Raw genomic sequence first — 23,802 nt, 5'->3', positions numbered from 1 at the left:
CGGCGGGGAACGCCAAACAGCAGCAAGGGGGCGTGTGCCCCCTTGCTGTCGTGCAATCCCTCTATCGGAGAGGGCGTAATTGGCGCCGTGCCAGGCGCTTACTTCTTTCCGGCCAGCTGACGCAGCACGTACTGCAGCAGGCCGCCATGCTTGAAGTACTCCACTTCCTTCGGCGTGAGCAGCATCACGTGGGCCTCGAAGGACTTCTTCGTGCCATCGGCCTTGGTCGCGGTAAGGGTGGCCGTCTTGCTGGCGCCATCCTCCAGGCCGGTGATGTCGATTACTTCCGAACCGTCCAGGCCCAGGCTCTGTGCGTTGTCGCCGTTCTTGAACTGCAGCGGCAGCACGCCCATGCCGACCAGGTTGGAGCGGTGGATGCGCTCGAAGCTCTCGGCGATGACCGCCTTGACGCCCAGCAGGTTGGTGCCCTTGGCGGCCCAGTCACGCGAGGAGCCGGTGCCGTATTCCTTGCCAGCAAAGACGACCAGCGGAACGCCCTCGGCCTTGTACTTGACCGCCGCATCGTAGATCGCCAGCTTCTGCGGCTCGCCGCCATCCTTCGGGAAGTACAGGGTGTTGCCACCTTCTTCGCCGCCGAACATCAGGTTCTTGATGCGGATATTGGCGAAGGTGCCGCGCACCATGACGTCATCGTTGCCGCGGCGGCTGCCGTAGCTGTTGAAGTCGGCCGGCTGCACGCCGCGCTCCTGCAGGAAGCGGCCCGCCGGGGAATCCTTCTTGATGTTGCCGGCCGGGGAGATGTGATCGGTGGTGATCGAATCGCCGAACAGGCCCATCACGCGGGCGCCATGCACATCTTCGATGTGGCCGACGTCCATGGTCATGCCCTCGAAGTAGGGCGGGTTCTTGATGTAGGTCGAGCTGCCGTCCCACTCATACAGATCGCCATCGGGCGACTTGATGGTGTTCCAGCGGGTGTCGCCCTTGAACACGTCGGCATAGTTCTTCTTGAACATCTCCGGCCCGATGGTCGCGGCAATCACATCGCCGATTTCCTTGTTGCTCGGCCAGATATCGCGCAGGTACACCGGCTGCCCATCGCTACCCGTGCCCAGCGGCTCGGTGGTCAGGTCGATGTCGGTGGTGCCGGCGATGGCATAGGCGACGACCAGCGGCGGGCTGGCCAGGTAGTTCATTTTGACTTCCGGGTGCACGCGGCCTTCGAAGTTGCGGTTGCCCGACAGCACCGAGGCCACCACCAGGTCACCGGCGGCGATGCCGGCACTGACTTCGGTGGGCAGGGGGCCGGAGTTGCCGATGCAGGTCGTACAGCCGTAGCCGACCACGTAGAAGCCGACCTTCTCCAGCTCGGTCAGCACACCGGCTTTTTCCAGGTAATCGGTGACCACGCGCGAGCCTGGGCCGAGCGAGGTCTTGACCCACGGCTTGCGGTCCAGGCCCTTGGCGGCCGCGTTGCGGGCGAGCAGGCCGGCACCGATCATCACCGCCGGGTTGGAGGTGTTGGTGCACGAGGTGATCGCAGCGATGACCACCGCGCCATCCTTCAGGCGGAATTTCTGGCCATCCAGTTCGACATCGCTGTATCCCTTGGCCAGCTGTTCGTTGCCGACCGCCGCGCCGCCACCTTCGTTGACGAACTTGGCGACATCATCGTTGCGCTTGTCGCGGTTGGTGGTCAGGCCGACGAGGTTCTCGCGGTAGTTCTGCTTGACGTCTTCCAGCAGCACGCGGTCCTGGGGGCGCTTCGGGCCGGCCAGCGACGGCTTGACCTGGCCCATGTCCAGTTCCAGCGTGGCGCTGTAGCTGGCGTGCGCGGTGTTGGCGTCATGCCACAGGCCCTGGGCCTTGGCATAGGCTTCCACCAGCGCGATCTGCTCCTCGCTGCGGCCGGACAGGCGCAGGTAGGTCAGTGATTCTTCATCGATCGGGAAGATGCCGCAGGTGGCGCCGTACTCCGGGGCCATGTTGCCGATCGTGGCACGGTCGGCCAGCGGCAGGTGCTGCAGGCCTTCGCCGAAGAACTCCACGAACTTGCCGACCACGCCGTGCTTGCGCAGCATCTGGGTGACGGTCAGCACCAGATCGGTGGCGGTGGCCCCTTCGGGCATGCGGCCGGTCAGCTTGAAGCCGACCACCTGCGGGATCAGCATCGACGACGGCTGGCCCAGCATCGCCGCTTCCGCTTCGATACCGCCCACGCCCCAGCCGAGCACGCCGATGCCATTGATCATGGTGGTGTGGCTGTCGGTGCCGAACACGGTGTCCGGGTACGCAACGGCCTTGCCATCCTTCTGCGCGGTCATCACCACGCGGGCCAGGTTTTCCAGGTTGACCTGGTGGACGATGCCGGTGTTGGGCGGCACCACCTTGAAATTATCGAAGGCCTTCTGGCCCCAGCGCAGGAAGCCGTAGCGTTCCTGGTTGCGCTGGAATTCGATCTTGCCGTTGAGGTCCAGCGCGTCGGGGGTGCCGAACACATCGACCTGCACCGAGTGATCGATCACCAGCTCGGAGGGAATCTGCGGGTTGATCTGCTCCGGGCGTCCGCCGAGCTTGACCACGGCATCACGCATCGCGGCCAGATCGACCACGCAGGGCACGCCGGTGAAATCCTGCAGCACCACGCGCGCGGGCATGAACGCGATCTCGATGTCCGGTTCGGCCTTGGGGTCCCACTGGGCGACGGCCTGGATGTGGTCCTTGCCGACGGTCACGCCGCCATCCTCGTGCCGGAGCAGGTTCTCCAGCAGGATCTTCATCGAGTAGGGCAGGTGGGAGATGTCGAACGTCTGTCCGAGCTTGGGCAGGCTGAAGTAGTCGTAGGTGGTGCCGCCGACGTCCAGCTGGCTGCGGGTGGAGAACGAATCGCTCATTGCAGATGACTCCTCTTGCGGATGGCTTGCGTTGGCCCGCCCGAGGCAGACCTGCTTGCGTTCGCCGCTGACCGGTGGGCCCGCGATCATCCTGATTATGAACGATTCAGGGCGGTGTCCACCTGCGGCAGTTGGTCTCAGGCTACATGGAGATATGTATCCCTCATGTCACGGATGAGACAGATCCTTTCTGTGCCAAGGGTCTTGGCGGCCAGATCAGTACTCCAGTGGAAGTATGCCCCCGGAAGTATGTATAATTTGTGCATACTTTGGAGGGCGTACCGATGGAAGCTACCGTTGCAGAACGCGGGCAGATCACCTTGCCCAAGGCGGTCCGTGATGCGCTTGGCCTGACCAAGGGCACCCAGCTGAAGGTGGAGCTCGAGGGCAGCCGCATCATCCTGCGCAAGAGCGTGGACGATGCGATCTCCCGTGCCCGCGGCAAGTTCGCGCTGGATGGTTTCGATTCGGCCGAAGCAGCCGTGCGCGCGGTCCGCGACGAGGAATGAGCGCGTGATGATCGCCGTGGATTCACCGGTGCTGATCGAGCTGCTCAGCAATGGCCCGCAGGCCGACGCGGTCGAAGCGGGCCTGCGCCAGAGCCTGGTCGGCGGGCGCGTGGTGATCTGCGGGGTGACCCTCGCCGAGATCTGCGCGTCGCTGCGCGGCGGCGCCGAAGTGCAGGAGGCGCTGGAGGAAATGGGCGTCCACTTCAGTCCGCTGGAGGCCAAATCCGCATTGCGCGCCGGTGAGATGCACCGCCGGCACCGGCAGCGGGGCGCCAAGCCACGCGGGCTGGACGAATTCATGGTTGGGTCGCATGCACTCCTGCAGTGCGATGGCCTGATTACCTGGAACGACACGTTTTACCGCGACTACTTCAAGGGCCTGAAGCTGATCGTGCCGCACGCCTGAGCCCATACTTTTAAACCGCATTCTTTCAAAGAATCACCCGGGAGTTGTCATGTTGGAAGCCTACCGCCACCACGTAGCCGAGCGCGCCGCGCTTGGCATCCCGCCGCTGCCGCTGAGCGCCCAGCAGACGGCCGACGTCATCGAGCTGCTGAAGAACCCGCCGGCGGGCGAAGCCGGGTTCCTGCTGGAACTGCTGACCCACCGCGTGCCGGCCGGCGTCGATGACGCCGCCAAGGTCAAGGCCTCGTACCTGGCCGCGATCGCGCTGGGCAGCGAAGTCAATCCGCTGATCACGCGCGAGCGCGCCACCGAACTGCTGGGCACCATGCTCGGTGGTTACAACGTCGCCCCGCTGGTGCAGCTGCTGGACGACGCCACCGTCGGCGCGATCGCCGCCGAGGCGCTGAAGAACACCCTGCTGGTGTTCGATGCCTTCCACGATGTGCAGGAAAAGGCCAAGGCCGGCAACGCGAACGCCCAGGGCGTGCTGCAGAGCTGGGCCGATGCGGAGTGGTTCACCAGCCGCCCGCAGGTGCCCGAGAGCCTGACCATCACCGTGCTCAAGGTGACCGGCGAAACCAACACCGATGACCTGTCTCCGGCCCCGGATGCCACCACCCGCCCGGACATCCCGCTGCACGCCCTGGCGATGCTGAAGAACAAGCGTGATGGCATCGAGCCGGAAGAAGACGGCAAGCGCGGCCCGGTCAAGTTCATTGAATCGCTGAAGGACAAGGGCCATCTGGTTGCCTACGTCGGCGACGTGGTCGGTACCGGTTCCAGCCGCAAGTCGGCCACCAACTCGGTGCTGTGGTTCACCGGCGAAGACATCCCGTTCATCCCGAACAAGCGTTTCGGCGGCGTCTGCCTGGGTTCGAAGATCGCACCGATCTTCTACAACACCATGGAAGATGCCGGCGCGCTGCCGATCGAACTCGACGTGTCGCAGATGAACATGGGCGATGTGATCGAGCTGCGCCCGTACGACGGCAAGGCCCTGAAGGACGGCGCCGTCATCGCCGAGTTCAAGGTCAAGTCCGACGTGCTGTTCGACGAAGTGCGCGCCGGTGGCCGCATTCCGCTGATCATCGGCCGTGGCCTGACCGCCAAGGCGCGCGAAGCGCTGGGCCTGGCCCCGACCGATCTGTTCCGCCTGCCGATGGACCCGCCGGATACCGGCAAGGGCTTCTCGCTGGCGCAGAAGATGGTTGGCCGCGCCTGTGGCCTGCCGGAAGGCCAGGGCATGCGCCCGGGCACCTACTGCGAACCGAAGATGACCTCGGTGGGCTCGCAGGACACCACCGGCCCGATGACCCGTGACGAGCTGAAGGACCTGGCCTGCCTGGGCTTCTCGGCCGACCTGGTGATGCAGTCGTTCTGCCACACCGCGGCGTACCCGAAGCCGGTGGACGTCAAGACCCACCACACCCTGCCGGAGTTCATCTCCACCCGTGGCGGCATCTCGCTGCGCCCGGGCGACGGCGTGATCCACAGCTGGCTCAACCGCATGCTGCTGCCCGACACCGTCGGCACCGGCGGCGACTCGCACACCCGTTTCCCGGTGGGCATTTCGTTCCCGGCCGGCTCGGGCCTGGTTGCCTTCGCCGCCGCCACCGGTGTGATGCCGCTGGACATGCCCGAATCGGTGCTGGTCCGCTTCAAGGGCACGATGCAGCCGGGCGTGACCCTGCGTGACCTGGTCAACGCGATCCCGCTGTACGCGATCAAGTCCGGCCTGCTGACCGTGGCCAAGGCCGGCAAGAAGAACATCTTCTCCGGTCGCATCCTGGAAATCGAGGGTCTGCCGGATCTGAAGGTCGAGCAGGCGTTCGAACTCTCCGATGCCTCGGCCGAGCGTTCGGCGGCCGGTTGCTCGGTGTACCTGAACAAGGAGCCGATCATCGAGTACCTCACGAGCAACATCACGCTGCTGAAGTGGATGATTGCCGAGGGTTACCAGGACGCCCGTTCGCTGGCGCGCCGCATCGAGAAGATGGAAGCCTGGCTGGCCAACCCGGAGCTGCTGGAGCCGGATGCCGACGCCGAGTACGCCGCCGTCATCGAGATCGACCTGGCCGACATCCACGAGCCGATCGTGGCCTGCCCGAACGATCCGGACGACGTCAAGACGCTGTCCGACGTCGCCGGTGCGGCGATCGACGAAGTGTTCATCGGTTCGTGCATGACCAACATCGGTCACTTCCGTGCGGCGGCAAAGCTGCTGGAAGGCAAGCGCGACATCCCGACCAAGCTGTGGGTCGCCCCGCCGACCAAGATGGATGCTTCGGAGCTGACCAAGGAAGGCCATTACGGCACCTTCGGCACCGCCGGTGCCCGCATGGAAATGCCGGGCTGCTCGCTGTGCATGGGCAACCAGGCGCAGGTGCGTGAGGGCGCGACGGTGTTCTCCACCTCGACCCGCAACTTCCCGAATCGCCTGGGCCGCAACTCCAACGTGTACCTGGGCTCGGCCGAGCTGGCCGCGATCTGCTCGCGCCTGGGTCGCATCCCGACCAAGGAAGAGTACATGGCCGACATCGGCGTGCTGGATGCCAGCAGCAAGGACATCTACCGCTACATGAACTTCGACCAGATCGAGGACTATCAGGGCGTGGCCGGTACGGTTGCTGCCTGATCCGACGCCGGGCGCTGCCCGGCTTCGGTAACCCAGCGGTCACTGGCCGATGGATGAAGCACGAAAACACCCGGCGCGAGCCGGGTGTTTTTTCATATGCACGATCAGGTTGCCGGAAACCGGAACGGCCAGGCGTCGTCGGTCACCTCATTGCGCTCGGCACAGACCTGGCGGAAGGTTTCCACGAACGCCTGCTGCAGCCGGGTAGGGTGCCAATCGGCGCGGGTGGTGAGGCCGATGCGGCGGCGCAGGTCATCACCGGCCCGCCCGACCTCGCAGAGCAGGCCGGCGCGACGTTCGAACACGAACTGATCGCGCGACATCAAGGTGAGCCAATCATCTTCGAGCAGCAGGCCGCGCGTGATCAACACCGAACCACACTCGATGCGCAGCCGCGGCGGTTCGTGGCCGTGCTGCCGGAACATGTGTTCCCAGCGCGCCCGCACGGGTGCGCCGGTCGCGGCGATCACCCACGGGTAGTCCAGCAGCCGGGCAAAGCCGAAGCCCTTGGTCGCGGCCAGGGGATGACCGCTGCGCGCGACAATGACCGGGTCGTCGTCGAACAGCCCTTCCTGGGCGATGTCGCGCACCGGCAGCCTGTCGCGCATCGCGCCGATCAACAGGTCCAGGCTGCCCTCGCGCAGATCGCCCAGCAGTTCGGCGTAGGGGCCTTCGATCACGTTCACCGTGGCGCCCGGATAGCCCCGCGCGAAGCGTGCCAGTACCTGGGGCAGCAGGATCGCCCGCGCGAGCGGCATGACCCCCAGCGAAACCCGGCCGCCCTGCTGCGAGCGCAGCGAGGCGAGTTCATCGATGCCGGCGCCGAGTTCGGACAGGGCCAGCCGGACCAGGCGCAGCATGCGCGTCGCCGCCGGAGTGGGCTGCACGGTCTTGCCTCGGCGCACGGTCAGCGGTGTTTCGATCACCTCGGACAACTCGTGCACCGCACGGTAGATCGCGGGCTGCGACACGCCCGCGCGGCTGGCAGCCAGGGTGAAGCTGCCGGCCGTATCCACCGCCGCCAAGGCGCGCAGCTGGCCCAGGGTGACGCGGCGTTCGACAGCCGGCATCGCCGGCAACCGCTGCGCGCGACGAGCCACGCGGACCCCGTGCGTGATGTAGTCCAGCGCGCGTTCGATGCGGGGGACCAGCAGGTCGGCCGCCTCGGTGGGCGACATGCCACCGGGCTGCCGGTCGAACAGCGGCGCGTCCAACTGTTTCTCCAGCCGCGCGATGGCCTGGGTCAGGGCCGGCTGGGACAGGTTCACGTGCGGAGCGGCGGCGCTGATGCCGCCGTGGTGGTAGACGGCGGCAAGGGCGTGCAGATGCTTGAGGTTCAGATCCAGAGGGCGGCTCATGGATCAACTATAACCAAACCCAATGGCTGTTTCGAAAAACGATCTTGAGGGGGCAGACCGGGCGACGACAGACTGCGTCATCGTCAACGAAGGATGGATGGATGTCCCGGGTAGTCTCTTCTATCGAACGCGCTGCTCCGGCGGCGATCCAGGTGCTGGCAGAGGCCGGTGTCGCCACCGCGCACGAAGCGCAGGGCCGCAGCGGCCTGCTGCATCCACGGCTGCGCCCGATCTACAGCGGCGTCCGCATCGCCGGCAGCGCGGTCACTGTGTCGGTGCCGCCGGGCGACAACTGGATGATGCACGTGGCGATCGAACAGCTGCGCGAGGGCGATGTACTGGTGGTCGCGCCCACCAGTGATTGCACTGACGGCTACTTCGGCGATCTGCTGGCGACCTCGGCCCAGGTGCGCGGCTGCCGCGGGCTGGTGATCGATGCCGGCGTGCGCGACGTGCGTGACCTCACCGCGATGGGCTTTCCGGTCTGGAGCCGCGCGGTCCACGCACAGGGTACGGTCAAGGAAACGCTGGGTTCGGTGAACGTGCCGGTGGTCTGCGGCGGGGCGCTGGTCCAGGCGGGCGACGTGGTGATCGCAGACGATGACGGCGTCTGCATCGTGCCGCGTGCCGATGCAGACCGGGTTGCCGCCGACGCACGGGCGCGCGAGGCGCGCGAGGCTGACAAGCGCGAACGCCTGGCCAACGGCGAGCTCGGCCTGGACATCTACCAGATGCGTGAGCGCCTGGCGGCCAAGGGCCTGCGCTATGAGTAAGGGCGTGCGCGCGATGTGGATGCGCGGTGGCACCTCCAAGGGCGGGTTCTTCCTCGCTTCGGAGCTGCCCGCCGAGCCGGCCGCGCGTGATGCCTTCCTGCTGCGTGCGTTCGGTTCGCCCGATCCGCGCCAGATCGATGGCATGGGCGGCGGCGATCCGTTGACCTCCAAGGTCGCCGTCGTGGCGCCTTCCAGTCGCGCCGATGCCGACGTGGAGTACCTGTTCCTGCAGGTTTTCGTGGACCAGGCCGTGGTGAGCGATGCGCAGAACTGCGGCAACATGCTGGCCGCGGTCGGCCCGTTCGCGATCGAGCGCGGGCTGGTTGCCGCCACCACGGATCAGACCGAGGTGCGCATCTTCATGTGCAACACCGGTACGCTCGCCGTGGCCAGCGTACAGACGCCGCAGGGCAAGGTGGCCTACGACGGTGAGGCGCGCATCGATGGTGTCCCTGGCAGCGCCGCGCCGGTGCCGCTGGCGTTCGCCGATGTTGCTGGCTCCAGCTGTGGTGCCCTGCTGCCGACCGGCCAGGCCGTGGATGTCATCGACGGCGTGCAGGTGACACTGATCGACAACGGCATGCCGTGCGTGGTGCTGCGTGCCGGCGATGTCGGGATCAGCGGGCATGAGGACCGCGCCACGCTGGATGCGGACGAGGCGCTCAAGGCACGGTTGGAGGCCATCCGCCTGCAGGCCGGCCCGCTGATGCGGCTCGGCGATGTCCGTGCCCAGTCGGTGCCCAAGATCATGCTGGTGGCCGCGCCGCGCGCGGGCGGGGTGATCAGCGTCCGTTCCTTCATTCCGCACCGCTGCCACGCCTCCATCGGCGTGCTCGGTGCAGTGACGGTCGCCACCGCCTGCCTGCTGCCGGACTCACCCGCGCACGCCCTGGCGGTGCTGCCCGGCGGCCTGCACCAGACGCTGGAGATCGAACATCCCAGCGGCAGCACCGCGGCCGTGCTTGATCTGGATACGGCCGGGCAGGTGTCCCGCGCCGCCGTACTGCGCACTGCGCGGAAGCTCTTCGACGGCGTGCTGTTCGACTGAATACGCACGACGTCCTTATTCTTGTGACCTGGGAGGGTTGATATGACCGTTGTAGAGAAGCGGCCGAGCCGCTTCGGCATTGTTGGCCAGCTCTGGTTCCAGGTGCTGGCCGGTACGCTGATCGGTGTGTTGTTGGGGTGGCTGCAGCCAGACATCGGCTCGGCGATGAAACCCTTCGGCGATGCGTTCATCAAGCTGATCCGGATGATGATCGGTCCGATCATCTTCGTCACGGTGGTGCATGGCATCGCCGGCATGCGCGACATGCGCAGCGTGGGCCGCCTGGCCTTGAAGTCGCTGATCTACTTCGAAGTCATCACCATCCTGGCGCTGATCGTGGGCCTGGTCGTGGTCGATGTCTGGAAGCCGGGCGCCGGCATGAACATCGACCCGGCCACGATCGACATGGCCAGCATCCAGGGCTATGTGCACAGTGCGCACGACCAGTCGATCGTGTCCTACATCATGGCGATCATCCCCAATACGCTGGTCAGCGCTTTTACCGAAGCGCATGTGCTGCAGGTGCTGTTCGTGGCGGTGCTGTTCGGCGTGGCGCTGGCCTCGATCGGCGAGCGCGGCGCGCCGGTGATGAAGGTGATCGAGTCGACCTCGGGCGCGCTGTTCAAGATCATCGGCTACATCATGTACTTCGCCCCGATCGGTGCGTTTGGTGCGATCGCCTTCACCGTCGGCCAGTTCGGCGCCGGCTCGCTGCTGTCGCTGGGCGAGCTGATCATCGAGTTCTTCGTGGTCTGCGGGCTGTTCACCGTGCTGGTGCTGGGCAGCGTGTGCTGGTGGACCGGCGCCAGCCTGTGGCGGCTGCTGGGCTATCTGCGCGATGAGATCGTGATCGTCGCGGCGACCACCTCCACCGAAACGGTGCTGCCGCGCCTGATCGAGAAGATGAAGAAGCTGGGCTGCGAGGAAGGCGTGGTCGGTTTCGTGATCCCCGCCGGTTACTCGTTCAACCTGGATGGCACCTGCCTGTACCTGACCACCGTGGCGCTGTTCCTGGCCCAGGCGACCAACACCGAACTGACCGTCTGGCACCAGCTGGGCCTGATCGCGGTGCTGCTGCTGACCTCCAAAGGGGCGGCCGGCGTGGCCGGTGCGGCATTCGTGGTGCTGGCGGCGACGCTGGGCACGACCGGCACCATTCCGGTGGCGAGCATCGCGTTGATCCTGGGCATCCACCGGATCCTGGCCGAGGGGCTGACCTTCGTGAACCTGATCGGCAATGCGATCGCGGTGCTGGTCATCGCCAAGTGGGAAGGCAAGCTGGATGAGAAGGTGCTGGCCGAGCAGATCGGCACCCGCCGCCTGCGCCGCCGCGTGCTGACCGCCGCCACGGTCTGATCCTCCCGCCGCGGCGCTGCCGCGGCCTCCCGACATCCATCCGTTGCGCGGCTCCGGCCGCGCACAGGAGGCGCTTGTGTCCCGTTTCTCCCGTAACACCCTTTCCCTGCTGGTGGCTGCCAGCCTGGCGGCGCCGGCGTTCGCCGCGTCCTCTGCAACCCAGGGCGGTCTGCCTGATGGCGTTGATCTCACGCTGGACCTGGTCGGCAACGTCGCCTCCAATCCGGTCGGCGGTGTCGAGCAGGGCACCGAAGGCTCGTACTGGGTGATGGCCCAGTCCAAGCTGGATCTGGACACGCTGTGGGGTATCCACAACACCGAGGTCGACGCGCAGTGGGCCTGGTTCGCTGGCCGCAACCTGGCACGCGAGAAGATCGGCAATTCGATCAGTGCCCAGCAGACCTGGCGGCCGGTGGCCGGCGGGCGCCTGACCCGCCTGACCCTGCGCCACCGCTTCGACAACGGCCTGAGCATCATCGCCGGGCGCGCCCCGGTGAACAGCTACTTCAACAGCTCCGCGCTCAACTGCGTGTTCATGAGCAACGCGATGTGCCTGACCCCGTATGGGGCGATCACCGACCTGGGCATCACCGCCTACCCGAACGCGTCCTGGGCCGGGATCGTGCGCTACGACGTGAACGAGCGCTGGTATGCGCAGGCTGGCGCGTTCGACTACAACAACGAGTTGAACAAGGCTGGCAAGAACGGCCTGGACTTTTCGGTGGGCGAGGGCACCGGCACCATCACCGCCTATGAAGTGGGTTACCAGACCAGCTTCGCCAATGACCGCCTGCCACGGACCTACCGGCTGGGCATGTACCGCAACAGCGATGGGGGCAAGAGCTCCTACTACGACGCCGACGGCAACTCCGCGGCGCTGACCGGCAGACCGACCGCCGTGCAGGACGGTGCGCGGGCGGGCGGGTATGCGATGGCCGACCAGACCGTCTGGCGTGGCGAAGGCAAGCGCAACCTCGCGCTGTTCGCACGGGCATACGTGAACACGGGCAACGAAGCACCGATCGATACCTTCTTCTCGGCCGGCTTCGTCAAGACCGGTACCTTCGCCGGCCGCGAGCAGGACACGCTGGCGATGTTCGTCTCCAACACCCATTTCAGCGATGAACAGATCGACTTCCTGCGCGACCGGCGCACCCGAAACGGCGGCAGCGGGGCTCCTCATGCGGACGAGATCATCGCCGAACTCAGCTACGGCTGGGCCGTGCACAAGGGGATCCGCGTGATGCCCAACCTGCAGTACGTCATCAACCCCGACCCCATCTACGCGCCGACCCGCACCACCGACATCCCCGATGCGCTGATCGTCGGGCTGCGCGTGGACATCCACTTCGCCCAGCTGTTCGGCTGGTGATTCCTCCCCCACGAGGCCCTTGCATGATCATCGACTGCCACGGTCACTACACGACCGCCCCCGCCAGCCACGACGCCTTCCGCAAACAGCAGATCGCGCACTACAACGATCCCTCGCTGCCTGTGCCGGTCTATCCGGACATCAGCGATGCGGAACTGCGCCAGAGCGTGGAGGGCAACCAGCTGCGCCTGCTGCGCGAGCGCGGTGCGGACATGACCATCTTTTCCCCGCGCGCCAGCACGATGGCCCACCACATCGGCGATGACCGGGTCAGCGCCGAGTGGACCCGCCGCTGCAACGACCTGATCGCCCGCGTGGTGGCGCTCTACCCGGAAACCTTCATCGGCGTGTGCCAGCTGCCGCAGTCGCCTGGCGTACCGATCGCCCACTCCATTGCCGAGCTGGAGCGCTGCGTCAACGAACTCGGCTTCGTCGGCTGCAACCTCAACCCCGACCCGTCCGGCGGACACTGGACCGGCCTGCCGCTGACCGACCGCGCCTGGTATCCGTTCTTCGAGAAAATGGTGGAACTGGACGTGCCGGCGATGGTGCACGTCTCGGGCAGCTGCAATGCCAACTTCCATGCCACCGGCGCGCACTACCTCAATGCCGATACCACGGCGTTCATGCAGTTCCTGCAGGGTGACCTGTTCCGTGACTTCCCCGACCTGCGCTTCATCATCCCGCATGGCGGCGGCGCGGTGCCCTACCACTGGGGGCGCTTCCGCGGGCTGGCCGACATGCTGGGCAAGCCGCCGCTGAACGAGCACGTCATGAAGAACGTGTTCTTCGATACGTGCGTCTATCATCAGCCGGGCATCGATCTGCTGTTCAAGGTGATCGACATCGACAACATCCTGTTCGGCTCGGAAATGGTGGGCGCGGTGCGGGGCATTGACCCGGAGACCGGGCAGTTCTTCGACGACACGCTGCGCTACGTGAACGCGCTGGGCCTGTCCGAAGGCGACCGTTACAAGGTTTGCGAAGGCAACGCGCGGCGCGTCTATCCGCGCCTGGATGCACAGCTGAAGGCAAGGGGTCTGTGAAATGACGACGTTCGTGAAAGACGCTGACTGGCTGGATTTCTGCCCGGACCCGAGCGTGCCCGGTTTCGTGCCGCCGCCCGGCGCGGTGGATGCGCATTGCCACGTGTTCGGCCCGGGCGACCGGTTTCCGTATGCCCCCGAGCGCAAGTACACCCCGTGCGACGCGGGCAAGGACCAGTTGTTCGCGCTGCGCGACCGGCTGGGTTTCGAGCGCAACGTGATCGTACAGGCCACCTGCCACGGCGCCGATAACAGCGCCCTGGTCGACGCCCTGCGCAGCGCGGAAGGCCGCGCCCGTGGCGTAGCGACCGTACGCGATAGTGTGACCGATGCAGAGCTGCAAGCGCTGCACGAAGCTGGCGTGCGCGGGGTCCGCTTCAACTTCGTCAAGCGGCTGGTCGACCCCAAGCCGGATGCCTACTACCGCGCGATCATCGAGCGCATCGCGCCGTTGGGCTGGCACGTGGTCGTCTACTTCGAGGCGGCTGACCTGGCCGAACGCTGGGGCTTTTTCACCTCGTTGCCGACCACCGTGGTGGTGGACCACATGGGGCGCCCGGACGTCACCCAACCCGTGGATGGCCCGGCGTTCCAGCAGTTCGTGCGGCTGATGGCCGAGCACCCGAATGTGTGGAGCAAGGTGAGCTGCCCGGAGCGTCTGTCACGGAGCGGCCCGCCGACCTACGACGACGTGGTGCCGTTCGCCCGGCATCTGGTGGAGCGCTTCCCCGATCGCGTGCTGTGGGGCACGGACTGGCCGCACCCGAACCTGAAATCGCATATGCCCGATGACGGCGCGCTGGTGGATGTCATTCCCCGGATCGCGCCGACCGCCGAGCTGCAGCGCAAGCTGCTGGTGGACAACCCGATGCGGTTGTACTGGGCATAGGGCCAGCGGGCGGTCCGTCGGGGTCAGCTGCGCGCCAACGCCATCAAGCGCTCGGCGATCCGCTCCAGCGGCACCATTTCCTCGGCCGCGCCGATCCTCACCGCGCTGCCGGGCATGCCCCAGACCACGCTGGTGGCCTCGTCCTGCACCAGGGTCGGGGCGCCGGCATTGCGCAGGTCCAGCAGGCCGCGGGCGCCGTCGTCGCCCATGCCGGTCAGGATGGCGCCGATGGCGTTGGCCCCGGCACTTTCGGCCACCGAGCGGAACAGCACATCGACCGCCGGCTTGTGGCGGTTGATCGGGGGGCCATCGTCGATCCGGCAGCGCCAGCGGGCGCCATCGCGGATCACGCGCAGGTGCTTGCCGCCAGGGGGCAGGTAGGCGTGGCCGGGCAGCACCGCTTCACCGTCTGTGGCCTCGCGCACCGACATCGCCGAATGGCGGTCCAGGCGCTCGGCGAAGGGGGTGCTGAACTGCGCCGGCAGGTGCTGGGTCATCACCACCGCCGGGGCGTCGGCCGGCAGGCCCTCCAGCACCACGCGCAGGGCTTCGGTACCCCCGGCCGAGGCACCAATGGCGATCAGGCGGTCGGTGGTGCGGAACTGGATGGAGCGGGGCACGGCCACGGGCGCAACCGCATCGAGCGTGATGCGCGGCGGGTTCGGCCGCGACAGGGGCCGCACGCGCGAGCGCGCGGCCATCTTGACCTTGGCGATGATCTCCTCGGCGTAGCCCTGCAGGCCGCGGGCGACGTCGAGCTTGGGCTTGGAGACGAAGTCCACCGCGCCCAGCGCCAGCGCCTGCAGGGTGGTGTCGGCACCGCGCTCGGTCAGCGAGGAAATCATCACCACCGGGAGGGGGTGCAGGCGCATCAGGTTTTCCAGGAAGGCCAGCCCGTCCATGCGCGGCATTTCCACGTCCAGCGTGATCACATCCGGCGCCAGGCGCTTGATCTTCTCGCGCGCCAGCAGCGGATCGGCCGCGGTGCCGACCACCTCGATACCGGGATCGCTGGCGAGGATCTCGCTGAGCATCTGGCGCACGACCGCCGAGTCGTCGACGATCAGGACCTTGCAGGGCTCACCGTGGCTCATTCGAACAGCTCCACGCCACCGGTGACGGGGGCTTTGGACAGGCGGGCGCGCACGGCCGATTCGGTCGCGGCCACTTCGGCTTCGTGGGCGTGCGGCAGTCGCTGCACCACCACGCGCCCGGTATCGGCGAAGAACCACACCTTGCGCGGGTGGATGCCGCACAGGTCCTCGGCGATGATCGGGATGTGCTCGGCCTGCAGGTACTGGCGGACGAACTCGGCGTTGCGGGTGCCGACCGGATTGCTGGTGAATCCCTTGAGCACGTTGGCACCGCCGAACACTTTGGCCTCCAGGCGCTTGCGGTGGGCGCCGCGCTTGAGCAGGTCGTTGATCAGCAGTTCCATGGCATAGCTGCCGTAGCGTGCAGGCGCGCCATCACCGACGTTGCCCTCGGGCAGCAGGAAGTGGTTCATCCCGCCGATCTTGAGCACCGGGTCGCGCAGGCAGGCGGCCACGCAGGAGCCCAGGGTGGTGGTCAACGCGGTGGCGTCGTCCACGGCCAGGTACTGGGTCGGCAGCAGCTTGGCCGCGGTGACCTGGAAGCGGCTGTCGAAATACCGCATCACCTCGTCGTTGCGGATCGGCAGACTCATGCCGGCGCTCCCGTCGCGCGTTTGTACAGCGTGCGGCCACAGGGCTGGATCAGGTCGGCGGCGTGCAGGTAGTTCTCCGAGTGGCCGGTGTAGAGCAGGCCGTCATCGCCCATGTGCTGGATGAGCCGCGAGAGGATGCCGCGCTGGGTGGGTTTGTCGAAGTAGATCATCACGTTGCGGCAGAACAGGGCATCGAACGGGCCGCCAACGTCGTAACGGGTGGCGAGCAGGTTGAGCGGGCGGTAGTCGATCAGGTCGCGCAGCGCGGGGTTGACCCGGCAGTGACCTTCGTTGGGACCGGTGCCGCGCTGGAAGTACCGCTTGCGGATCGCCGGATCCAGCCCGGCGACGCGGTCGATCGCGTAGACGCCACGGCTGGCGGTGGCCAGCACCTGGGTGTCCACGTCGGTGGCCAGGATGCGCACCGGCGGCTTGAGCGTGCCGAAGGTCTCGCAGGCGGTGATCGCCATCGAGTAGGGCTCCTCACCGGTGGAGGCCGCGCACGACCACAGCTGCAGCGTGCCCTGGCCGGCGCGCAGGCGCAGTTCCTCGGCCAGCTTCTCGAAGTGGTGCGGCTCGCGGAAGAAGGCGGTCAGGTTGGTGGTGAGCGCATTGGTGAACGCCTGCCATTCGTCGCCGCCGTGGGCTTCAAGCTGGTCCAGGTACTCGCTGAAACTGCGCATGCCCAGCGCCCGCAGCCGGCGCGACAACCGGCCGTAGACCATGTCGCGCTTGGCCGGCGCCAGCGAAATGCCGACCCGCTGGTAGATCAGTTCGCAGACGCGGCGGAAGTCGCGGTCGGCGAACTCGAATTCGCGAGCGTTCGGTGAAGCGGCGTTGGCGGGGGGCGTGGACACGGGCGGACTCGCAGGGGAAGGGGATGCGGCGACCGGGTGATCGCCGCGGGCACTCAGAACTCTTGCCAGTTGCCGTCATCGGCCAGCGTGCTGCGCGCGGGACGCATCGGCGTGGCGGCACGCGGGGCGGCCGGCGTTGGGCGGCTGACGGGACGCACCGGCGGCATCCCGGCAACCGCGCGGGCGGTGACCGCGCTGACGGCCTGCGCGACCTGGTTGTCCAGGCGGAAGATGGCCACGGCATCGGCCAGCTGGGTGGCCTGTTCTTCCATCGCGCGGGCGGCAGCCGTGGCTTCTTCCACCAGGGCGGCGTTCTGCTGGGTGGTCTCGTCCATCTGCACCACGGTCTGGTTGACCTGGTCGATGCCGGCGGACTGCTCCTGCGAGGCCGCCGAGATCTCGGCCATGATGTCGGTCACGCGCTGCACCGAGGCGACGATCTCGCCCATGGTCGCGCCGGCCTGGTTGACCAGCTGCGAGCCTTCGGCGACCTTGCCGACAGAGTCGTCGATCAGGCCCTTGATCTCCTTGGCCGCACCCGCCGAGCGCTGGGCGAGGGTGCGCACCTCGGAGGCGACCACGGCAAAACCACGTCCCTGTTCCCCGGCACGTGCCGCCTCCACCGCGGCGTTCAGCGCCAGGATGTTGGTCTGGAAAGCGATGCCGTCGATGACCGAGATGATCTCGGCAATCTTCTTCGAAGAGGTCTGGATCGCGGCCATGGTGGTGACCACTTCGCCGACGACATGGCCGCCCTGGGTGGCCACGGTGTGGGCGCCGATCGCGAGCTGGTTGGCCTGGCGCGCGTGCTCGGCGTTCTGGCGCACGGTGGAGGTGAGTTCCTCCATCGAGGCCGCGGTCTCTTCCAGGTTGGCAGCCTGCTGCTCGGTACGGCGCGAGAGATCGCTGTTGCCGGTGGCGATTTCGCCGGCGGCGAGGTTGATGCTGCCCGCGGCCTCCTGGATCTGGCCGACGATCTGGGTCAGCTGCGCGACGGTGGCGTTGGCATCGTCGCGCATGGTGGCGAACACGCCCTGGAAGTCGCCGTGCATGCGTGCGGTCAGATCACCCTCGGCGATCGCCGAGAGCAGCTGGGAGAGCTTGCCCAGGTTGTCATCGCTGACCTGCATCATCGCGTTGAGGTGGCCGATCATCCGGCGGAAATCGTGATCGAAGCGGGCGGTGTCGCCACGCTGGCTGAAATCGCCGGCGGCGGCTGCCGCGGCCAGGCGCTGGATCTCGCCGTTGATGTTGCCCAGGTTCTGCTTGACCGCATCCACGGTGGCGGTGATGGCGGCCTTCTCACCGGGGTAGCGCGCAATGTCCGCGCTGAGGTCGCCCTGCGCGTAGCGTTGCACCACCGCCAGCACCGCATCCATGGTCTGCACGTGTGCGCCGACCAGGGTATTGGTTTCATGCACCATCAGCCCGTACTCACCGGGGAAGGCGGTTTCGTCCATGCGGTAGCCGGTGCTGCCGGCATCGTGGCGGCGGGCCATCTCGCGCTGGCCGCTGATCACCGCATGCAGCTGTTCCTGCATGCGCGCCATGCTTTCCAGCAGGCGGCCGGGCTCGTCGTGCGCCTGCTCACCGATGCGGCTGTCCAGCTTGCCGCGGGCGATGCTTTCGGCCACGTGGGTGGCCTGGCGCAGGGGCAGGGTGATGCGGTTGCCGATCAGCCAGCTCAGCCCCAGCACGATCAGCACCACGGCGCCGCCACTGGCGGTCATCACGGCCGTGAAGGCCAATGCGTCGGACTGCACGTCATCCATGTACACGCCGCTGGTGATGACCCACTGCCACGGGGCGTACATGCCGGCGTAGGTGACCTTCTCGATCAGGGCGTCATTGCCGGGCTTGGTGGTCTTGTAATACGTGTAGCCGCCGCCGGTCCTGGCCATGTCGACCTGCTGCAGATAGATCGGCACGCCGTCCTTGGAGGTGTAGTCCTTCTGCACCTTGCCCACGCGGTCACGCGCGAAGGGGTGCATCAACAGGGTGTAGTCGGTGCCGAGCACGTTGTAGTACGCGCTGTCATTGTCGGCACGCATCACGTCCAGCGCCTGCAACGCCGCTGCCTTGGCGGCCTCTTCGGTCAGCTCGCCGGAACTGGCCAGTCGGGTGTAGTGCGCCAGGATGCCGTAGCTGAGTTCGACCTGGGTCTTCAGCGCTTCCTTGCGGGTTTCGGCAAGGTCCAGGTACTGCATGCGGGCAGCAATGATCGCCAGCGCGATCACGCCGACGGCGATGAGTGCGGTCAGCAGGTTGAGCTTGCGCCTGACGGACAGGTTGGAGAAGGACTGGTTCCAGCGGCTGAGTAGATTCATGGGCAGGGGTCTTTGATCGACAGACATGTCGCGGCAATGCTGTTATCGGCCGCAGGTCGCCACGATTGAGTCCGCTCGACTGAGCGTATTCAGGTTGCGGGCGGCGCCGCAGTGGAACGCGCAGAAAAAAGGCCCCGATGCGCATGCATCGGGGCCTTTCCGCGTGGTGCGTGGCGGGCTTAGAACTCCTGCCAGTCGCCGTCGGCCAGTTCGGTGGCCACCGGGCGCGAGGCCGGGCGACGTACCGCGGCCTGCGCCAGCGGCGCACGCACGGCGCGCGGCGGTGCGGCCACGACCGGCGCCGGGGCGATCTCCTGCTCGTCGAGCTTGAAGATGGACACCGCGTCGGTCAGGTGACCGGCCTGTTCTTCCATGGCACGGGCAGCGGCGGTGGCTTCTTCCACCAGCGCGGCGTTCTGCTGGGTGGTCTCATCCATCTGTACGACGGTCTGGTTGACCTGCTCGATGCCGGCCGACTGTTCCTGCGAAGCTGCGGAAATCTCGGCCATGATGTCGGTCACGCGCTGCACCGAGGCGACGATTTCGCCCATGGTGGCGCCGGCCTTCTGCACCAGCGCCGAGCCATCGTTGACCTTGCCGACGGAGTCGTCGATCAGGCCCTTGATCTCCTTGGCCGCGCTGGCCGAGCGCTGGGCCAGGGTGCGCACCTCGGAGGCGACGACCGCAAAGCCACGCCCCTGCTCGCCGGCACGTGCCGCTTCCACCGCGGCATTCAGCGCCAGGATGTTGGTCTGGAAGGCGATGCCATCGATGACCGAGATGATCTCGGCGATCTTCTTGGACGAGGTCTGGATCGCACTCATGGTGGTCACCACCTGGCCGACCACATCACCGCCCTGGGAGGCGACGCTGTGTGCGCCGATGGCGAGCTGGTTGGCCTGGCGGGCGTGCTCGGCGTTCTGGCGCACGGTGGAGGTCAGCTCCTCCATCGATGCGGCGGTTTCTTCCAGGTTGGCGGCCTGCTGCTCGGTGCGGCGCGACAGGTCGCTGTTGCCGGTGGCGATCTCGCTGGCGGCCGAGTTGATCTGCTGGCTGGAGTGCTTGATCCGGGTGACGATGCCGCTGAGCTGTTCGGCGGTGGCGTTGGCATCGTCGCGCATCCGGGCGAACACGCCCTGGAAGTCGCCGTGCATGCGCACCGTCAGGTCGCCCTGCGAGAGCGAGGCGAGCAGGTTGGAGACCTGTTCGATGCTGGCCGAGTTGGCATCCAGCAGACCGTTGAGCTGCTGGGCCAGCTGCAGGAAGAAGCCTTCCTTGCCGTCGCTGTCGATGCGGCCGGAGAGGTCGCCGGCCGCTGCCTGGGCGATCACGCGGGCAACTTCGGCTTCCACCAGGGCTTCAGGGGTACGGTCGCGCCATTCGATGACGTGGCCGACGGTCTCGCCCTGCTCGTTGGCGATGGAGGAGATCACCTGGGCGAACTGGGCCTGGCCGAACTGCATCGGGCGGCGGCTGACGCCATGCTGCTGCAGCTGGGCCAGGGTCTTGGGAGCGATTTCGCTGCCATGTTCCAGCGTCGCGGCCGACTTGCCGATCAGCGAAGCGGCGGCGTCGAAGTCCGGCAGGTCCTTGCGGATGTCGGCTTCGTACTGGCTCAGCGTCTGCTGCAGGGCGCGGTTGCTGTAGACGATGGTGTGGTGGGCATCGGTCAGGTAGACGCCGGTGGAGCTGTAATCCAGCGCGGTACGGATGCGCAGGTTCTCGCGGGCGATGGCCTGGTCGGTTTCGGTGCGCTCGCGCAGGTCGCGCTGCATGCGCTGCATGGCCTGCAGCAGATCGCCCACTTCATCCTTGCGGCTGACGTCGATATGGCCGTCCAGCTTGCCGCTGGCGACATCGTTGGCGACCGAGACGGCGCCGCGCATGCTGCCCACCAGCGAACGGGCAAACAGATACACCAGCACCAGGCCCAGGGCGGCGCCGCCAAGCAGGGTGATGACGGTCAGCGTGGCCGAGGCGGCGTAGGTGGATTCGGCTTCCTCGCGGGAGGCGCGTGCGAGACGGTTGTCTTCAGCAATCAGCGCTTCCAGCGCCGCCGAGGCCTTGCGGTGCTTGGCGCGGGTTTCGCCGACGAAGGTGTCCACGGCATCGTCGGGCAGGTCCAGCTCGAGCATTTCGGTAACGGCGTCGTAGGACGCCAGCGAATCGGTCCAATCCTTGGCGAAGGTGTCAAACAGCTTCTTCTGCTGGGGATTGTCGATCAGCGCGGGGTATTTCTTGATCGAGGCGTCGATCTGGGTGCGAAGCTCCGCGGCGCGGGCCTTGGCTTCGGCCTTGACGTCATCGCTGGCGCGGATGAGCCCCTGGTAGGCGGAGTTGCGGTACTCGCCGACCATGCCACGCAGCTCACCGGCAGTGCGGATGCTGTCCATCCGGGGGCCGGCCAGTTCGGTGGTGACGTTGTTGAGTGAGTGCAGGCCACGATAGGCCACGATGCCCTGCAGCAGCATCACCAGCAGGAGGACGCCGAAAGTCAGCATCAACTTGGGCATCAGTTTGAGGTTGTTGATCCACGGCATGGCAGGTGCGGTCTCCAGTGGCAAACGCGTCCGGCCGTCGGGGCCGGTTGCAGCGACCACGCCGGCCAGGGCCGGCGTGGCAGGGCGAACGGGCAGTTACTTGATGTTGGCCAGCTTCAGGCCGGCCGGCGAGCTGACTTCGATTTCAGCACGCGAGGCATCGCGGGCGATCTTGCCGATCACGCAGACGGTCTTGCCTTCCAGCGATTCCAGCGGGAAGCTGAACTTGTCGCGGTTGGCGCCGGCGATGCGGGCCGAGAAGGTGTGGCGCGGGAAGGCGCCGCCCATGTACAGGAAGGTCGGCTGGCCTTCGGAGCCTTCGGCGTAGCGGGCCTTTTCGACCTTGCCGCAGACCATGCCGTCCTTGCCGACCGAGCGCGGTGCCAGTTCCGGCGGAATCATTTCACCGGACTGGGCGAATGCAGTGGAGGCGGAAGAGGCGATCACGGCGACCGAGAACAGGGCAAGCAGGGACTTCATCGGGAAAATTCTCCGGGGATATGGGCAAGGTGGCCCGGCCATGGGCGATCCAGTGCAGCCGGGTTCTGAAACCAGCTATCGGCCGGTCAGGGGGGAACTGAAGCAATTTTTTCGACGGTGGCCGTTGCAGACGGCGGCAGCGGCGTGACTGCCGTTTTTCTGTGACGGATGTCTCAGGCGGCAACGTCGTCGATGACCGCTGCCTGGCCCATGTCGGCGCTGTCGAGCAGGGTTTCGATATCCAGCAGGATCAGCATCCGGTCGTCCTGGGTGCCGATGCCGGAGATGAAGCGGGTATCGACGGCGGCGCCGAATTCGGGGGTCGGGCGGATCTGGTCGGCGGCGAGCGGGATGACGTCGGAGACGCTGTCCACGACGATGCCGACGACGCGGTCTTCGACGTTGAGGACGATCATCACGGTGAAGGCATCGTAGGTGGCATTTTCCAGGCGCAGTTTGAGGCGCAGGTCGATGACGGGGACGATGGTGCCGCGCAGGTTGATGACGCCTTTGATGTAATCCGGGGCATCGGGCACGCGGGTGACGGAGTCGTAGCCGCGGATTTCCTGGACTTTGAGGATGTCCACGCCGTAGTGCTCGGCGCCGAGGGTGAAGCTGAGGTACTCGCCGCCGTCGCTGGCGGCGTTGCTGTTCTTGTCGTTCATCGAGGGGTCCTGGGTCGGGCGTGGCGGTCGAAAAACCGGGGGTCACGCTGGATATCGGCCTGCCCGGGGGCGACTTTAGCTTCCACCCACCCAAACCCTGCCTTCAGTCGGGACCATGAGCCGCAGGGATGCGGCGACGCCATGCCGTTGAAGCAGCGATCAACTCTCCCCGTTCTTCCGCGCACTCCGCTGCCGGTCGATACGGAAGATGTAGCGCTGGATCGCGCTGTCGCCGCCGCGCGGGAGGTCGTCGAAGCGCATGCCGATCCGCTTCATCTCCGCCCCGTTGGGCAGTTTGAGCGCCAACTGGTTGCAGACGATCAGCGAGACGTGCAGTGGGCTGCCGTCGGGGAGGTCGAGCCGGGCGGCGTAGCGTTTCTGCAGGGAGAACACGTTGCAGTCCACCGGCACCGTGACGGCCAGGCCACCGCCGCTGATGTCGACTACGCGCAGCTGGAGCGCTTCGCTGCGGTCTTCGTTGACCGGGAACTGCAGGTGCGGGGAATCGGTGATCGGCGTTTCCAGCCGGTACAGTTCGCGGCGTTGCAGATGCACCAGTTCCTGCGGGAACGGCACGCGGAAGGCGACATGGCCTTGGTTGCGCACGCGCTCCAGCCCGTCCAGGCGGAAGCGGACCATCACCCGGTCCAGCTGGGCGAAGCAGAGCAGGTGGCCGGCTTCTTCGGCGGCGCGGTTGGAGGGCTCGGACGGGCTGCCGTCGAGCAGCAGCCAGTCGTCGTCTTCGTCCAGTTCCAGGACGGCCGTGGGGAAGGACTGGTCACGGCCGCCGAGATGGGCGTTGATCAACGAACGCTGGTCGATCAGCGCCTGCAGCAACTGCCGGATCTGGCGGGGGTTGCGGACCAGGTACCTGTCATCCGTGGCATCGTCGTGGATGCCATGGGGGCGGTCGTGTGCGTCGAGGCTGCCTTCGGACATGGAATCTGCTGGGTTGGGCGGGTGCCGGCAGGCGTAGATGCCGGGGCTCTGTCCGTTTAT

Annotated in this window: 19 protein-coding genes; 9 read left to right on the top strand and 10 right to left on the bottom strand. The window is 66.7% G+C overall.

Translation table 11 applies throughout. From position 1 onward, the window contains the following. Positions 1-98 precede the first annotated feature (98 nt). Complete coding sequence (gene acnA / locus POS15_RS07980) at positions 99-2,855, bottom strand: aconitate hydratase AcnA (protein ID WP_284129400.1); 2,757 nt, start codon at positions 2,853-2,855, stop codon at positions 99-101. A gap of 284 nt (positions 2,856-3,139) precedes the next feature. Here acnA and POS15_RS07975 point away from each other — a divergent pair, with 284 nt between their 5' ends. From POS15_RS07975 to acnB, 3 genes are read left to right on the top strand one after another with little or no spacing between them, the layout of a single operon-like run. Continuing rightward, a complete protein-coding gene (locus POS15_RS07975; RefSeq protein WP_019182937.1) occupies positions 3,140-3,364 on the top strand; it encodes an AbrB/MazE/SpoVT family DNA-binding domain-containing protein in 225 nt (74 codons plus the stop codon). 7 nt (positions 3,365-3,371) lie between these two features. Beyond that, a complete protein-coding gene (locus POS15_RS07970) occupies positions 3,372-3,770 on the top strand; it encodes a type II toxin-antitoxin system VapC family toxin (RefSeq protein WP_019182936.1) in 399 nt (132 codons plus the stop codon). Positions 3,771-3,819: 49 nt separating this feature from the next. Further along, positions 3,820-6,405, top strand: a complete 2,586-nt coding sequence (gene acnB, locus POS15_RS07965) for a bifunctional aconitate hydratase 2/2-methylisocitrate dehydratase (RefSeq protein ID WP_284129398.1) — start codon at positions 3,820-3,822, stop codon at positions 6,403-6,405. Between the two features lie 104 nt (positions 6,406-6,509). Here the strand turns inward: acnB and POS15_RS07960 are convergent, their stop codons facing one another. Further along, the gene (locus tag POS15_RS07960) at positions 6,510-7,763 is read right to left on the bottom strand and encodes a LysR family transcriptional regulator (RefSeq protein ID WP_345782486.1); all 1,254 of its coding nucleotides are present in this window, start codon (positions 7,761-7,763) and stop codon (positions 6,510-6,512) included. 101 nt (positions 7,764-7,864) lie between these two features. Between POS15_RS07960 and POS15_RS07955 the strand changes: the two genes are divergently transcribed. The 6 genes from POS15_RS07955 to POS15_RS07930 all read left to right on the top strand — a co-directional run bounded on the left by POS15_RS07955 (position 7,865) and on the right by POS15_RS07930 (position 14,247). Then, positions 7,865-8,536, top strand: coding sequence for a 4-carboxy-4-hydroxy-2-oxoadipate aldolase/oxaloacetate decarboxylase (locus POS15_RS07955; protein ID WP_284129397.1), 672 nt, complete (start codon positions 7,865-7,867; stop codon positions 8,534-8,536). Next, complete coding sequence (locus tag POS15_RS07950; protein WP_284129396.1) at positions 8,529-9,584, top strand: 4-oxalomesaconate tautomerase; 1,056 nt, start codon at positions 8,529-8,531, stop codon at positions 9,582-9,584. The genes POS15_RS07955 and POS15_RS07950 overlap by 8 nt, the downstream gene beginning before the upstream one ends. 42 nt (positions 9,585-9,626) lie before the next feature. Further along, positions 9,627-10,940: a C4-dicarboxylate transporter DctA gene (gene dctA, locus POS15_RS07945; protein WP_046273429.1), complete on the top strand. Its 1,314-nt coding sequence runs from the start codon at positions 9,627-9,629 to the stop codon at positions 10,938-10,940. A gap of 76 nt (positions 10,941-11,016) precedes the next feature. After that, a complete protein-coding gene (locus POS15_RS07940) occupies positions 11,017-12,312 on the top strand; it encodes a carbohydrate porin (protein WP_261997529.1) in 1,296 nt (431 codons plus the stop codon). Between the two features lie 23 nt (positions 12,313-12,335). Continuing rightward, positions 12,336-13,358: an amidohydrolase family protein gene (locus tag POS15_RS07935; RefSeq protein WP_284129394.1), complete on the top strand. Its 1,023-nt coding sequence runs from the start codon at positions 12,336-12,338 to the stop codon at positions 13,356-13,358. Between the two features lie 13 nt (positions 13,359-13,371). Further along, positions 13,372-14,247 carry an amidohydrolase family protein gene (locus POS15_RS07930; protein ID WP_237740281.1) on the top strand — a complete coding sequence of 292 codons (876 nt, stop codon included), beginning with the start codon at positions 13,372-13,374 and terminating at the stop codon, positions 14,245-14,247. A gap of 23 nt (positions 14,248-14,270) precedes the next feature. On the opposite strand, the gene POS15_RS07925 is transcribed toward POS15_RS07930, so the two are convergent. The 8 genes from POS15_RS07925 to POS15_RS07890 all read right to left on the bottom strand — a co-directional run bounded on the left by POS15_RS07925 (position 14,271) and on the right by POS15_RS07890 (position 23,742). Further along, on the bottom strand, positions 14,271-15,341 hold the full coding sequence (locus POS15_RS07925; protein WP_019182927.1) for a chemotaxis response regulator protein-glutamate methylesterase: 1,071 nt from the start codon (positions 15,339-15,341) through the stop codon (positions 14,271-14,273). Then, positions 15,338-15,934 carry a chemoreceptor glutamine deamidase CheD gene (cheD, locus tag POS15_RS07920; protein WP_019182926.1) on the bottom strand — a complete coding sequence of 199 codons (597 nt, stop codon included), beginning with the start codon at positions 15,932-15,934 and terminating at the stop codon, positions 15,338-15,340. Before cheD ends, POS15_RS07925 begins: the two co-directional genes overlap by 4 nt. Continuing rightward, positions 15,931-16,791: a CheR family methyltransferase gene (locus POS15_RS07915; RefSeq protein WP_284129391.1), complete on the bottom strand. Its 861-nt coding sequence runs from the start codon at positions 16,789-16,791 to the stop codon at positions 15,931-15,933. The genes cheD and POS15_RS07915 overlap by 4 nt, the downstream gene beginning before the upstream one ends. A 53-nt stretch (positions 16,792-16,844) precedes the next feature. Beyond that, complete coding sequence (locus tag POS15_RS07910) at positions 16,845-19,118, bottom strand: methyl-accepting chemotaxis protein (RefSeq protein WP_284129390.1); 2,274 nt, start codon at positions 19,116-19,118, stop codon at positions 16,845-16,847. 179 nt (positions 19,119-19,297) lie between these two features. Next, on the bottom strand, positions 19,298-21,658 hold the full coding sequence (locus tag POS15_RS07905) for a methyl-accepting chemotaxis protein (RefSeq protein ID WP_284129389.1): 2,361 nt from the start codon (positions 21,656-21,658) through the stop codon (positions 19,298-19,300). Between the two features lie 96 nt (positions 21,659-21,754). Then, entirely contained in the window at positions 21,755-22,138 is a 384-nt protein-coding gene (locus POS15_RS07900; protein WP_019182922.1) for a hypothetical protein, read from the bottom strand. A gap of 173 nt (positions 22,139-22,311) precedes the next feature. Beyond that, a complete protein-coding gene (locus tag POS15_RS07895) occupies positions 22,312-22,803 on the bottom strand; it encodes a chemotaxis protein CheW (protein ID WP_019182921.1) in 492 nt (163 codons plus the stop codon). A 159-nt stretch (positions 22,804-22,962) separates the two neighbouring features. Then, on the bottom strand, positions 22,963-23,742 hold the full coding sequence (locus POS15_RS07890) for a flagellar brake protein (RefSeq protein WP_019182920.1): 780 nt from the start codon (positions 23,740-23,742) through the stop codon (positions 22,963-22,965). Positions 23,743-23,802 lie beyond the last annotated feature (60 nt).

This window comes from Stenotrophomonas sp. BIO128-Bstrain (genome assembly GCF_030128875.1).
Classification (GTDB): domain Bacteria; phylum Pseudomonadota; class Gammaproteobacteria; order Xanthomonadales; family Xanthomonadaceae; genus Stenotrophomonas; species Stenotrophomonas bentonitica_A.
Note: the sequence above shows the minus strand (reverse complement) of the source record. Positions and strands in the feature narration are given on the sequence as shown.

Excerpts from the sequence above, each read along its gene's own strand:
- acnA (WP_284129400.1), bottom strand. The coding sequence starts at position 2,855 with ATGAGCGATTCGTTCTCCACCCGCAGCCAGCTGGACGTCGGCGGCACC.
- POS15_RS07975 (WP_019182937.1), top strand. The coding sequence starts at position 3,140 with ATGGAAGCTACCGTTGCAGAACGCGGGCAGATCACCTTGCCCAAGGCG.
- POS15_RS07970 (WP_019182936.1), top strand. The coding sequence starts at position 3,372 with ATGATCGCCGTGGATTCACCGGTGCTGATCGAGCTGCTCAGCAATGGC.
- acnB (WP_284129398.1), top strand. The coding sequence starts at position 3,820 with ATGTTGGAAGCCTACCGCCACCACGTAGCCGAGCGCGCCGCGCTTGGC.
- POS15_RS07960 (WP_345782486.1), bottom strand. The coding sequence starts at position 7,763 with ATGAGCCGCCCTCTGGATCTGAACCTCAAGCATCTGCACGCCCTTGCC.
- POS15_RS07955 (WP_284129397.1), top strand. The coding sequence starts at position 7,865 with ATGTCCCGGGTAGTCTCTTCTATCGAACGCGCTGCTCCGGCGGCGATC.
- POS15_RS07950 (WP_284129396.1), top strand. The coding sequence starts at position 8,529 with ATGAGTAAGGGCGTGCGCGCGATGTGGATGCGCGGTGGCACCTCCAAG.
- dctA (WP_046273429.1), top strand. The coding sequence starts at position 9,627 with ATGACCGTTGTAGAGAAGCGGCCGAGCCGCTTCGGCATTGTTGGCCAG.
- POS15_RS07935 (WP_284129394.1), top strand. The coding sequence starts at position 12,336 with ATGATCATCGACTGCCACGGTCACTACACGACCGCCCCCGCCAGCCAC.
- POS15_RS07925 (WP_019182927.1), bottom strand. The coding sequence starts at position 15,341 with ATGAGCCACGGTGAGCCCTGCAAGGTCCTGATCGTCGACGACTCGGCG.
- cheD (WP_019182926.1), bottom strand. The coding sequence starts at position 15,934 with ATGAGTCTGCCGATCCGCAACGACGAGGTGATGCGGTATTTCGACAGC.
- POS15_RS07910 (WP_284129390.1), bottom strand. The coding sequence starts at position 19,118 with ATGAATCTACTCAGCCGCTGGAACCAGTCCTTCTCCAACCTGTCCGTC.
- POS15_RS07905 (WP_284129389.1), bottom strand. The coding sequence starts at position 21,658 with ATGCCGTGGATCAACAACCTCAAACTGATGCCCAAGTTGATGCTGACT.
- POS15_RS07900 (WP_019182922.1), bottom strand. The coding sequence starts at position 22,138 with ATGAAGTCCCTGCTTGCCCTGTTCTCGGTCGCCGTGATCGCCTCTTCC.
- POS15_RS07895 (WP_019182921.1), bottom strand. The coding sequence starts at position 22,803 with ATGAACGACAAGAACAGCAACGCCGCCAGCGACGGCGGCGAGTACCTC.
- POS15_RS07890 (WP_019182920.1), bottom strand. The coding sequence starts at position 23,742 with ATGTCCGAAGGCAGCCTCGACGCACACGACCGCCCCCATGGCATCCAC.